Raw genomic sequence first — 12,289 nt, 5'->3', positions numbered from 1 at the left:
CTATTGAAATAGCCCTTATCCCTTTAAACAGGTACAGCAGAATGACCGATAAAAATCAGCCCAAAAAATTTAAATCCAGATGGTTTCGAATTGCAGTAGCAGGCGACACCACCGATGGCCGTGAAATTTCGGCTGAATGGATTCAGCAAATGGCAAAAACCTACAATCCAGATACTTACGGTGCCCGTATCAATGTGGAGCATATCCGGAGTTATTTCCCTGACAGTGCATTTGGTGCTTATGGGGACGTGATTGCCTTAAAAACTGAAAAAGTCACCATTGATGGGGAAGAAAAAGATGCACTTTTTGCTCAAATTCAACCCAACCAAAATTTGATCGATTTAAACCAGAAAAACCAAAAAATTTATACGTCCATTGAAGTTGATCCAAATTTTGCAAAAACCAATCAGGCTTATTTAGTCGGTTTGGCTGTCACAGACAGCCCCGCATCATTGGGTACAGAAATGTTGCAATTTGCGGCCAAAGCACAGGTCAATCCATTGGCTGATCGTAAATTACGACCGGATGATATTTTTACTGCAGCACAGGAAACAATCCTGGAGTTTGAAGAAGTTAAAGACGATAAATCATTCGCCAGTGATCTGGTCGATAAAGTCAAAAATCTGTTTAAGAAACAGGAACAGCAACAACAGCAAACCCAAGATCATTTTTCACAAAATGAACAGGCCATTCTTGTGATTGCACAGCAAACCGCAGATCAGGGTCAGGAATTCAGTCAGCTTAAAACCCAGCATGAGCAGCTGCAAAAAGATTTTAATGACTTAAAAACTAAGCTGGATCAGGAACCGGGTGGACAGAATCGTCCAGAGTCAAACAACAGTCAGTTTAGTCAAGACATTGGTGAAGTCGACTGTTAAGCAGCTGACTCAAACCATTTAATCCCAAAATTTAGAGTAATTATTATGCGTCCAGAAACACGATTAAAGTTTAATAAAGCGATGACACAGTTAGCCAAGCTCAATGGTGTTGAAAATGTCGCTCAAAAATTTACCGTAACGCCATCGGTTCAGCAGAAACTTAAAGAGAGAATTCAGGAATCATCTGAATTTTTGCGAAGAATTAATATTTATTTGGTTAATGAACAATCCGCTGAGGCCATTGGTATTGGAATTTCTCGACCTATTGCATCACGTACTAATACCAATAATAGCGATCGTCAAACTAAAGATCCAACAGGTTTGGATAGCCGATTTTATTTTTGCCGTAAAACAGACTTTGATACGTCAATTAAATATCAAAAACTGGATCAATGGGCAAAATTTAAAGATTTCTATGCTCGTTTCCGTGGTGTGATTATTAAACGCCAGGCTCTTGACCGTATCATGATTGGCTTCAATGGTACAAGTATTGCAGCAGATACCGATATTGTTGCCAATCCAAAATTGCAAGATGTCAATAAAGGCTGGTTGCAAAAAATGCGAGAAGAGAATACCTCGCGAGTTATGAGTTCAGGTACTGTTCAAAATAAAATCACAGTAGGTAAAACAGGCGATTATAAAAACCTAGATGCGTTAGTGATGAATATTGTTGATGAAATGATTGATGAAGTCCATCAGGATAATCCTGATCTGGTAGTGATGTGTAACCGAAAAACAGTTTCTGATAAATATTTCCCTCTGGTGAACAAAGATCAGGAAAATACAGAAAAACTGGCAGCAGATATCATCATCAGTCAAAAACGCATGGGTAATCTACCAGTATATTCAATACCATTTTTCCCTGAAGGCATCATTCTAGTCACAACTTTCGATAATCTTTCAATTTACATGCAAGAAGGCGCAATTCGTCGAACTGTAATTGACAATCCAAAACGTGATCAGGTCGAAAACTACGAATCATCAAATGAAGATTATTACATCGAAGATCTTGGTCTGGCTTGTATGGCTGAAAATATCGAAATTCAGGCGGAGTAATTTGTCATGAACTTGGCTCGAAAGCACTTCCAACAGCATCAAGCCAAATCCGCAGCTGAAACGGCTGCGGAGTTCGGAACGATGCAAAATACCAATGCTTATGAACAGCAACTATTACAACTCAATAGCGATAAAGCCCGTCTTAAGCAGATCCAGTCCAAACAGAACAAAGTTGAGCTAAAACGCCAGCTTGTTCCAAATTACAAGCCTTATATTCAAGGCATTCTGGAAGTAAAACCGGGTGTACAGGACGAAGTCGTTACTCAAGTTCTAGTTTGGGCGATTGATATTGCTGATTATGAATTTGCACTTGATATTGCCGAATATGTACTTGAACACGATTTAAAACTTCCTGATCGCTTTGAGCGTAGCGAAGCATGCTTCATTACAGAAGAAATTTCAGAAGCATTTTTAAAAGTACTTAAAACAGATGTCGCTATTGATATCACCATTCTGGAACGGCTTGAAAGTTTGATTACTGATGAAACACTGGATAAATCAAAACGTGATATGCCGGATGAAGTTAAAGCAAAACTTTATTTAGCACTTGGTAAAGCTGAGATGCGATTAATCACAGGTGAAGAGTTAGTCGACTTTGTTCATGCAACACGAGCAAGCGATTTTCTGGATCAAGCTTGCAAATGGGATGATAAATGCGGTGGACGTACTGATCTAACCAAAATGACAAGGCTAGTTGCAAAATTGGACTCCATTTTTGCAAAACCAGAAACAACAGAACAGCCAGAAGTCCCAACCAATGTTTTGTTAAATCAAAATGAAACGCCTGTGGGCGATGACCACGGCAATATGGTGCCGACTTCTGAATAAGTGCCCCGCACCACACTGGAGTGCAATGGTCGTGATTTTATCATCACAGTAAATCCTCACCGAGCCATTGCCCCTCCCAGTGTTTTAAGGAGATAACTATGAGCTTTGTCGCAAATGGGATTAGCACACCCAGCAATATCATCATCTCGAATGGCACATTTTTCCCTGTCATTTTTCTTGATGAAATCCGGAGCGATGTTCGTATTGGTGGAGATGTCACAGATATTCGCTTACGTCAAATTGTTCGGGAAGAAATGATCGATGTAAATCGCTTGCTGTCAAAACTGGTCATGACGGCAGATACATTAGCAGATCTAGCAAAGAGCCATGTTGATGATAAACCTGATACAGAAGTTTTATATTTTTCTGCGGTGGCTAATGGTGTGGCCGCAAAAGTGATTGAGAAGTATCCGGCTTATGACAGTACCAATTCCGGTGCAAAAAAATCAGAACTGATGGAGTGTACCTCAGAAGACTACCGACGTAACAAACATTGGGCCATTCAGCAATTACTTGGTGAAAACCATACCGTGGTGGAGTTGATATGAAGAAATACACCTTAATGACACCAAACGGCAAAAGCACAATCATTTGTCTAGAACATCATGAAGTTTCAAAAATTCTTGCTGAAGCGATATCTACGAAAATTGGAATAGATATTCATGCCATAAATGTTGAGTTTTGGTTTTGTGGTGATAGACATCAAAGTCTACATTTTCTTGAAAAAAAGCCTTGCCAATGTTTTGGCTGTAAGAATCAAGCACAAGGCGGTGGTTACCAACCTTGCTCACAAGCAAAGTTCGATAGTGAATTTATGCTAGTAGATGGTCCAGAACGTCTATTTAGTCCACCAAAAAAACCATAGGTGCTTTATGAAAATTATCTCTAAAGAAACCCATAAACGGACACATACCTATTCTTTTACTGAAGAAGAGTTGAAACGACTGTCATTGAATCAGGTAGCTGAAAAATTGGGTTTGGATTTATCAAGACATAACGTTAGTTCAGAAACCAGATTATTTTCTAGATCCAACGGCATTAATCCAACCTCATATCACTGTGATGTGACGATTACTGAGTTATTGGATAGTCAGGATTGAATCTAATGACCCAGACCATAACTGCCATCCAGAACGACACCATCGACAGTATTTGCTGGAGATATTATGGACGGAGTGCTGGTGTTGTTGAAAAAGTGCTAGAAGCAAATCCAAAGCTGGCAGACATCGGTGTGATTTTGCCAATAGGTACCGAAGTAATTTTACCTGACATCGATACACCCCAACAGACCAAACAAACCATACAACTGTGGGATTAAGTGAGTTTATAAAATCATGGCAGAACCAACCACAACAGCAGCTGCAACAGCCCTTACACTTGGTGCAGCGTCCCTTTTACCATTCGTCAACGGCAATGCCTTATTAGGTGCAGTCTTTGGTGCTGCATTATTTGCAACCACGAAAAAAGATTTAAAACCACTACAGCGATTAATGACGATGATCCTTGCAACTGGCATTGGTTATTTGCTGACGCCAGAAATTACAGCTCGATCATTTATCAATAATGACGCAACCGCAGGCATGATCGCTGCCATTTTTTCGTTACCGATTATTTTAAAAATTATGGTCTGGGTTGACCAATCCAGCCTATCTGACATTTGGAATAAATTTCGTGGAGGAGGAAAGCCATGATCGAAATTATTTTTCAACTGATTGCCTTATTTGCTTATCTGATCTGTGGACTCCGGATTATTTGTTTTGATTCCTCCGGTTTACGTCAGCGTCAGGAATATTCTGTACTGGCCACAATCCTGATCGCAGCATTCATTGGGCAATCAATTCACATTCTATTTTTTAAAGATCCAGTCACCCTATGGGACGCTATTTTTGCAGTACTCCTCGCAGTACTGATATTGCGCTCAAAAGGTAATGTGGCAAAACTTATCTGGAGTGCATCATGATTTTAAAATTTGGTTCAAAAGGCAATGAAGTCATTACATTGCAGCAGCAACTTAAAAAGTTGGGCTACAAAGGTAAAAATGGCAAGGATTTGGTTACCGACGGTGATTTTGGTGAACAAACCGAATTTGCAGTCATTTCTTTTCAAACAAAAGTTGGTTTAGTTGCAGATGGTAAAGTCGGAGATAAAACCCGACAAGCATTACTGGGCCAATCCGTTGATAAACTGCTTAAAGACAGCGATTACAAAGCAGCAGCCGAACGTTTGAATGTATCAGAACTCACTATTAGGGTATTTGGTGCAGTTGAAGGCAATGGCGTAGGTTTTCTAAGCAATGGTAAACCCAAGATTTTGTTTGAACGTCATCGTATGTATGTTTATCTCAAACAGAAAAAAGGTCTCGATTTTGCCAATAAAATGATGGCTAAGTATCCCAATGTGGTCAACACCGCTACAGGTGGCTATCAGGGTAATGCTGCGGAATATGTCCGTCTTGAGCTGGCAAAGCAAATTGATGAAGAATCTGCTTTGATGTCTGCAAGTTGGGGACAATTCCAAATCATGGCTGAGAACTGGAAAGATTTAGGTTATGCATCTGTACAGGAATTTGTTGATCAGCATTATGCCAGCGAATCTTATCATCTTGATGCTTTTATTCGATTTATCGAATTTAAATCCGGTACCATTGCCAATAAAAAAGTGAAACTGATTGATGCGTTGCGAGCACAAAATTGGGAAGCGGTTTTTACTTTGTATAACGGTCCGAATTATAAAAAATTGGGTTATCAGGCCAAGTTCCAAAAGCAATGGGATCATCTTGAACCAATTTATGGCGAGACCAAAGCAGCATGAAAAAACCGCAAAGTTTAAAAGATCATTTACTTTCTGCTATACCAGAACTCAAGCGAGATCCAGAACGAGTTCTGGTTTTCGCTGATGAAGGAACGGTCAGAAGTACACTGGCCAATGGCTTGTCATTTGAATATGTTTATACCTTGACATTAATTTTGACCGACTATGCCGGTGATCTTGCAGCGGTGAGTATTCCAGTGCTGGACTGGATTCGCATTAATCAATCAGAATTAATGGCAAATCTTGAAAAATCAAAAAGTGCCATTAAGTTCGAAGCAGAAATTTTATCCAATGATAAAGTTGATCTTGTGATTCAGATTCCAGTCACTGAACGTATCATTGTTAAAAATGATCATGACAAGCTAACCATCACTTATCCGGAAGAACCGCAGTATCATAAGGCAGAACCATCAAAACAAGTTACTTTGTATGACAAAGATGGTACCGCCCTAGCATCATGGCAATCCCGAGATCCAGAACAGGAATATTTTTTATAATGGCAGAGCTGGAACTGCTGACCGAGCATCTCAATGCATTGTTGAATCAGCTAAATGATCAACAGCGTAGCAAACTTACCATGCATATTGCTCGACAGATTCGTAAAAGCCAAAGCCAGCGCATTACCCGGCAACAAGATCCAGAAGGGAACCCATATATTCCCCGGAAAAACCTCAGAAAAAAGAAGGGTAAAATTAGACGTAAAATGTTTAACAGATTAAAAACAGCCAAGTTTCTAAAAATAGAAAAAATGCCAAATGGAGTAAGCATTGGCTTTAATGACAGAATTTCAAATATTGCCAGAGTACATCAATACGGATTGGTCGATATAGTTAAAGCTAAAAATCAATCGATTAAAGTCAAATATGCACAACGTAAATTACTTGGCTTTACCGAGTCAGAAATCAATATGACTGAAAATGAAATCCTAAGTTTTTTTAATCAGCAATGAGTTGTATTTGAAGCATTTACAACTATAAACACATGCAATAAATAAAAAGCTGCACCACGATTGCAGCATGAATATAGATATCCTCCGTCGTCTTGAAAATTTAATCCGTCCTGGTGTGATCTTTGAAATAGACCATGACAAAGCCCTTTGTATTGTTGATTTTCAAGGAATAAAGACTTGCCCTTTACCATGGCTCACTTTAAGAGCCGGTACAGACTCGACTTGGGATGCACCAACAAAAGGGGAGCAGTGTATTGTATTTGCTGCATCAGGTGAATTAACCAATGGCTTTGTCTTAGTTGGTTTATACAGTAACGACTCTCCGGCACCTTCAAATAATCCGAATATAAAAATGCGGAAATTTTCCGACGGAGCAGTAATTCAATACGATGCCGAAAATCATCACTTACAAGCCATTTTACCAGTCGATGGTACTGCAACTATTACTGCACCAGGTGGCATCACATTAAATGGTGATACAACCATCAACGGTAACGTCCTAACCAATGGAAGCGTAGCCATGACGGGTAATAATACAGTTGGTGGAAGCCAATTAGTACAAGGTAGCAGCCATTCATCTGGTCATTTTAGTACAGAAGCCGATGTAACAGCTGGTGATATCAGTTTAAAACACCATCTGACAGCTAATGTTAAATCAGGTTCTGACATATCTGGAGAACCCGTGCCATGATGTCAAGATTTAATGGTCGTATTCTTGCAGAACTTGAGCATATCAAGCAAAGCATACAAGACATTCTTACTACACCACTCGGCAGTAGGATTATGCGTCGAGATTACGGTTCAATCATTGCTGACCTAATTGATCAGCCAGTAACTGATGTGCTGATTCTTAAACTTTATAGCGCAATTTATACGCCTATCACACGCTGGGAAGATCGTATCATTATCGAGCAGATCACAATTTCAGAACTTGCCGCAGGCTCGTTAATTCTTGATATTGAAGCCGTTTACTTACTTACCGATCAGAAAATTAATCTAAATATTCCATTACAAATGGGAGCAGCTGCATGACAGCAATCGATCTCTCTCAACTTTCACCGCCTGAAGTCGTCGAACAAATCGACTATGAAACCATTCTTGCAGAAATTATTCAGGACTATTACGACCGCATGGATGCTCTGGACATTGAGTATTCAACGCTAAGAGAATCTGATCCTGCCTATAAACTTGCAGAGGTTTTTGCTTATCGAGAAATGTTAGTAAGACAACGTGCCAACGAGTCCGCAAGAGCCGTATTGCTTGCATATAGTAGTAGCACAGATTTGGATCATAAAGCAGCAGAGCGCAATCTATCTCGTCGTATGATCACTGAAGCCACAGCGACTACAACAGCAATCATGGAAACCGATGCATCCTTGCGCCAACGTGTACAGCTTGCGCCTGAAGGTTACACAACAGCCGGATCCGAAGGTGCTTATATTTTTCATGGTATGAATGCAGATGTTCGGGTTAAAGACATTGAACCTTATTCCCCAACTCCGGGAATTGTCAGTATTTATGTTTTATCGACCGAAGGGAATGGGACAGCTCCCGAAGATTTAATTGATATTGTCTCAAGTGCATTAAATGCCAGTGAAATAAGGCCATTAACGGATCATGTTAATGTTTATTCTGCCAGTATCGTACATTACAACATTGTGGCCAATATTAAAATTAAAGATGGGCCGGATGCAGATGTCATTCTTGCAGATGCAACTACAACGCTAAAAACATATACCGACAGTATTCATTCACTTGGAGCTGACGTCAGTATTTCCGGAATTTATCAAGCATTACATCGCCCTGGCGTCGAATATGTTGATCTCGTTAGTCCATCCGGGAATATTAGCATTGCCTCCGGGCAAGTAGGTTATTGTGACAGCGTAACGCTTAAATTGATCGGAGAAGATTAATGTCGGCACATTTATTCCCACCCAACACGACACCATTTGAAAAAAACTTTGCTTTGGCATTTGCCAGAATTTCTGCTGTCAGTACACCGGCTCGTGACTTTAATCAACCGCAAATTGTTGACGCTTCAATTCTGCCATTTCTGGCATGGGAACATTCCGTTGACGAGTGGGATCGAAACTGGAGTGAGGAACAAAAGCGCAATGTCATTGTAAATGCCTACGAACTGCACTGTTACAAAGGCACGATCAAAGCCCTTGAACAAGCCATTACCAGTTTGGATTTAAATATCACAGTTCGGGAATGGTTTAATCAGTCACCAAAAGCCGACCCTTACACTTTTGAAGTTTTCTTAAAAATTGAACAAGAAGGCATGACTGAACAGCAGTATAAAAAGCTGATTAAAATCATTAATGCTGCAAAAAATGTGAGATCACATTGGAGTTTTGGAGACATTTTTATTATCAGTCATAGCAACTCTTATGCAATAGCAGCAGTGACCGCAGGTTATGACATGGAATATCAATTTACTACAGGTGGCCGGCATTTAAATGGTGACTGGAGCATTGATGGCACATATTTATTAAATGGTGTGAAATAAAATGAGTAATTTAACCCCAGAAAAAAAATTCTCAAATGTCCGTAAGCTGGAAACGAATGATCCGGCTTCAGCATCAACATTTAACAACCAAGCACAACAGTTATTAAATCGTACTGAATATTTACATAGCTTTAATCTGTATAAAACACTTACAAGTGCCAGCAATCATACAATTGATGTTACACAAGCCAGTAATTTTTATATTGTATTAACAGCAGCAACACAGATTCAGTTTGCAACATATTCTCCAGATCAGGCAGAAATGCGCTCAGTCAATTTGTTATTAAAACAGGATGCGGTCGGCAATCGAAAAGTGACGTGGGCAAGCAATATTAAATGGTCACAAGGACGACAACCGGTATTGTCCTTTGATCCAAATGTTACCGATATTATTAATCTATTTACTACCGATGGCGGTCAATCATGGTACGGCAGTATGTCATCAGGCTGGATTGAATGAGGTCAACAATGTCGACAAACGGATATTATCAAAATGCTTTGCAAATGATTAAAGGTCATGAACACTTTCTAATCAATGCGACAGGTTTGACAGAAGATGCAGAGTTACAGCATTACTTAATTAACCCAGATGAAATTATTGCAAATGCACTACACTTTTCAAATAAAAGTGCCATGCAAGGTTATCCGAATGGCGCAGCGTATAGTGAAGCACAATCAATCCAGATTTTAGGTTATGCCTATTGTTATCTTGCAACAAAAGAACAGTATTGGTTAGATCGTGCAATCACCATGTTTGATGGTTACATGAATTGGTTTTATTTCGGACAAAACATTCCAGCCGAACCACAAAATATGATTGCACATTGGGCGATAAATGGAAAAGAACCTTTTTTATCACACTATCCGATTGACTGGATCAGTCCAAGTGCTTCCGGATTTTTAGGCATAAGTTTAAATTATGTGAACGGTATTGCTAAAATTCCGCATGATAGCCCTTATTTTGGGCAGTATCTTGATAAAGCGACGTATGCATTTATTGGTCATCTTGCTTGGCAATCGTTAGTTGCAGAAGTCAGACATATTGATGCGACAGGTGTGGTGGACTGGAATACCGCAGGAACACAATATGATGTGGATTGGATCATTAACTGGCAGGGATATAAGATCAATTCAGATAAACAGGTTGTTTCCACTGGCCATAGTGACGCAGAAAAAGGTACGATTTGTTTAAAAAATAGCAGCGTTAATGGAGAAATCAAGACCAACTTCACTTGTCGAGTACCAGTAGAACATGGTGGCTATCTGATCAAGCGCAATGAACTAATCTTTCAAGAACCTTGTGAAGTCCCGATTGCAAATGGGAATGCACAACAAGCCAGCGATGCAGAAGAATGGTTCGCAGATGCAGCTTATTTGCTTTACAAAATCACAGGTGAAGATAAATACCGCATCATGTGGAAAACGGCAATCAAAGTCTGTAATGATTATGCCGACATTGATCTAACAGATAAATTCTTTCGCCAGGATCTCACGGCCAATACGCCATTTACCGATGGAACCTCTTATGGTTACAGCTATCCAAATACTGTTTCAGTCACTTACGGCCGGGATGCAAATGGATATATCACAATCGCATCGGATGTCGCAGTACAACATACGATTGAACAAAAAGCAGTTTGGTGGAAAGTCGATAATACTGCAAATATCGTACTAAATTATGCATGTGTCGACAGTGATGGCAACATTCCAACGGTCACCTGTACATTTAAACTCGGTCCGAATAAGAATGAAGAAGGAGTTACCGAATATTCTGCGACGTTACCATCTTCAGCATCAATGACAACATATAACGTAAAACTTAGCTCTTTTGTTAAAACCACAACAGCTTCAGGGATTGAATATATCACTGGCAAATCAAATGCACATAGTAGTTATGGCAATACGATTAAGTCGGTAACATGGGGCGAAGGTATGCTACACGACAACCGTGCCGGTGGGATTTGCCAGGCAGTTATGCCAGCAACATCGGATGGTTATATCATCGGATTTTGGGGCTTAAAAACCACAAAAGTTCTTGTGAACTCAATTAGCTACTCAACAACAGCAGCAGTAAAATTACGAATTACTGACGATGACGGCTGGAACTGGTACTGGACACTTCCAGCAACGACAAAAGTTGTAACGCATGCATTAGCGATTAGCGATTTAACGATTGATTCATATCAAACCAACACCGGTACAAAACCAACAGTGGCCAATTACACATTGGGATCTACGCAACTGGTGATTTTGCCGATGACGGCAAACACAACATTTCAATGGTATTGCATCAATGATGTTCCGGAAACGTTCTCAGATAATGTGGCATATACAGTCCTGTTTGGATTGAAATTTACCAGTGCTACAGGATTAACTGCAAAAGTTGGGGACTGTTATATCAGCAATTATCTCGGAGCAAATCTAGCATACACTCCGGGCATTATTCCCTATGCCAACAACACCAGTGTAAATTCTACCGTGTATAACGGCTGGCGAGGCTTACCTTTCCCCGGTTATATGCATCCATTTATCTGGACGATTGAAGACACTGCCGGGGAATATGAAACCAAGCTAAATAACATGGTGGATTTTCTATACGATTCACAGATTGCTTATTACAACTGGTATGGCGAGCTAGGACCCGGAATGGCTGCGTATGTCTGGAATCGGTGGGATAACACGCCCTATGGTGCAGCAGATAGCTGGATCTTTAAACATTGGCATGCACACGCATGGCAAGGCTATCAGGCCAGAGCCTTTTCATCTGCTGCAAGAGCCTGGTATGAATTGGTTTTGCAAAATAAAGAAGTCCCGATAAATCTGATCAAATATGTCGAAAACTGGCTGCAATGGTTATATACAACGTCCAAAGCAAATGGCATGACTGTAACTGATTGGGATGTGAATGGTGTCCCAAAATTTAGTTACTACGGCTTTCAGCCTGATATGGCCGGGCTTTGGCTATCCGGTGCATGCCTTGCATATTTTGCCGGTTGCAAACTGGAAACATTGCCAAATTTTATCGAAATGAGCGCAGGATTTATTCAGAATTTTTATCAGAGTACGGGCATTGGTGGCCACCACATGAACGGATGTATTACAGCAGTTCCACGTTTAAATACTGGTTCTGGGGTAGAAAATAACGGCATGTTTTATGGCTTCTACAGTGGGGAATTATTAAAAGGATTGGCACTCTATCTTTTATATAAAACCCTTCCGGCAAAAGCAGATATGTATAAAAAATAAGGATACATG

18 protein-coding genes are annotated in these 12,289 nt (G+C 40.1%); all 18 read left to right on the top strand.

The annotated features are described in order from the left end of the window. The first annotated feature begins 41 nt into the window (after positions 1-41). The 18 genes from F4V57_RS03985 to F4V57_RS03900 all read left to right on the top strand — a co-directional run bounded on the left by F4V57_RS03985 (position 42) and on the right by F4V57_RS03900 (position 12,280). A complete protein-coding gene (locus tag F4V57_RS03985) occupies positions 42-878 on the top strand; it encodes a GPO family capsid scaffolding protein (RefSeq protein ID WP_070069604.1) in 837 nt (278 codons plus the stop codon). Positions 879-923: 45 nt separating this feature from the next. Beyond that, on the top strand, positions 924-1,934 hold the full coding sequence (locus F4V57_RS03980) for a phage major capsid protein, P2 family (RefSeq protein WP_070069605.1): 1,011 nt from the start codon (positions 924-926) through the stop codon (positions 1,932-1,934). A gap of 6 nt (positions 1,935-1,940) precedes the next feature. After that, on the top strand, positions 1,941-2,762 hold the full coding sequence (gpM, locus tag F4V57_RS03975) for a phage terminase small subunit (protein WP_070069606.1): 822 nt from the start codon (positions 1,941-1,943) through the stop codon (positions 2,760-2,762). 98 nt (positions 2,763-2,860) lie between these two features. Continuing rightward, positions 2,861-3,310: a head completion/stabilization protein gene (locus tag F4V57_RS03970; RefSeq protein ID WP_070069607.1), complete on the top strand. Its 450-nt coding sequence runs from the start codon at positions 2,861-2,863 to the stop codon at positions 3,308-3,310. Further along, positions 3,307-3,627 carry a hypothetical protein gene (locus F4V57_RS03965; protein ID WP_070069608.1) on the top strand — a complete coding sequence of 107 codons (321 nt, stop codon included), beginning with the start codon at positions 3,307-3,309 and terminating at the stop codon, positions 3,625-3,627. Before F4V57_RS03970 ends, F4V57_RS03965 begins: the two co-directional genes overlap by 4 nt. A 7-nt stretch (positions 3,628-3,634) precedes the next feature. Further along, positions 3,635-3,862 carry a hypothetical protein gene (locus F4V57_RS03960; protein WP_070069609.1) on the top strand — a complete coding sequence of 76 codons (228 nt, stop codon included), beginning with the start codon at positions 3,635-3,637 and terminating at the stop codon, positions 3,860-3,862. 5 nt (positions 3,863-3,867) lie between these two features. Further along, on the top strand, positions 3,868-4,080 hold the full coding sequence (locus F4V57_RS03955) for a tail protein X (RefSeq protein WP_070069610.1): 213 nt from the start codon (positions 3,868-3,870) through the stop codon (positions 4,078-4,080). A gap of 16 nt (positions 4,081-4,096) precedes the next feature. Continuing rightward, complete coding sequence (locus F4V57_RS03950; RefSeq protein WP_070069611.1) at positions 4,097-4,453, top strand: putative holin; 357 nt, start codon at positions 4,097-4,099, stop codon at positions 4,451-4,453. Further along, the gene (locus tag F4V57_RS03945; RefSeq protein ID WP_070069612.1) at positions 4,450-4,722 is read left to right on the top strand and encodes a phage holin family protein; all 273 of its coding nucleotides are present in this window, start codon (positions 4,450-4,452) and stop codon (positions 4,720-4,722) included. Before F4V57_RS03950 ends, F4V57_RS03945 begins: the two co-directional genes overlap by 4 nt. After that, positions 4,719-5,573 carry an N-acetylmuramidase domain-containing protein gene (locus F4V57_RS03940; RefSeq protein WP_070069613.1) on the top strand — a complete coding sequence of 285 codons (855 nt, stop codon included), beginning with the start codon at positions 4,719-4,721 and terminating at the stop codon, positions 5,571-5,573. Before F4V57_RS03945 ends, F4V57_RS03940 begins: the two co-directional genes overlap by 4 nt. Then, positions 5,570-6,070, top strand: coding sequence for a phage tail protein (locus F4V57_RS03935; protein WP_070069614.1), 501 nt, complete (start codon positions 5,570-5,572; stop codon positions 6,068-6,070). The genes F4V57_RS03940 and F4V57_RS03935 overlap by 4 nt, the downstream gene beginning before the upstream one ends. Further along, complete coding sequence (locus F4V57_RS03930; protein WP_070069615.1) at positions 6,070-6,522, top strand: phage virion morphogenesis protein; 453 nt, start codon at positions 6,070-6,072, stop codon at positions 6,520-6,522. The genes F4V57_RS03935 and F4V57_RS03930 overlap by 1 nt, the downstream gene beginning before the upstream one ends. Positions 6,523-6,589: 67 nt before the next feature. Beyond that, positions 6,590-7,213 carry a phage baseplate assembly protein V gene (locus F4V57_RS03925; protein WP_070069616.1) on the top strand — a complete coding sequence of 208 codons (624 nt, stop codon included), beginning with the start codon at positions 6,590-6,592 and terminating at the stop codon, positions 7,211-7,213. Continuing rightward, a complete protein-coding gene (locus F4V57_RS03920) occupies positions 7,210-7,554 on the top strand; it encodes a GPW/gp25 family protein (protein WP_070069617.1) in 345 nt (114 codons plus the stop codon). The genes F4V57_RS03925 and F4V57_RS03920 overlap by 4 nt, the downstream gene beginning before the upstream one ends. After that, entirely contained in the window at positions 7,551-8,435 is an 885-nt protein-coding gene (locus tag F4V57_RS03915) for a baseplate assembly protein (protein WP_070069618.1), read from the top strand. Before F4V57_RS03920 ends, F4V57_RS03915 begins: the two co-directional genes overlap by 4 nt. Then, positions 8,435-9,034, top strand: coding sequence for a phage tail protein I (locus F4V57_RS03910; protein WP_070069619.1), 600 nt, complete (start codon positions 8,435-8,437; stop codon positions 9,032-9,034). Before F4V57_RS03915 ends, F4V57_RS03910 begins: the two co-directional genes overlap by 1 nt. Before the next feature lies 1 nt (position 9,035). Then, positions 9,036-9,494, top strand: coding sequence for a hypothetical protein (locus F4V57_RS03905; RefSeq protein WP_070069620.1), 459 nt, complete (start codon positions 9,036-9,038; stop codon positions 9,492-9,494). An 8-nt stretch (positions 9,495-9,502) separates the two neighbouring features. Continuing rightward, entirely contained in the window at positions 9,503-12,280 is a 2,778-nt protein-coding gene (locus F4V57_RS03900; RefSeq protein ID WP_081409191.1) for a hypothetical protein, read from the top strand. Positions 12,281-12,289: the final 9 nt, after the last annotated feature.

It is taken from the genome of Acinetobacter qingfengensis (assembly GCF_008693185.1).
Taxonomy (GTDB): domain Bacteria; phylum Pseudomonadota; class Gammaproteobacteria; order Pseudomonadales; family Moraxellaceae; genus Acinetobacter; species Acinetobacter qingfengensis.
This window is presented reverse-complemented; position numbering and strand designations above follow the sequence as displayed.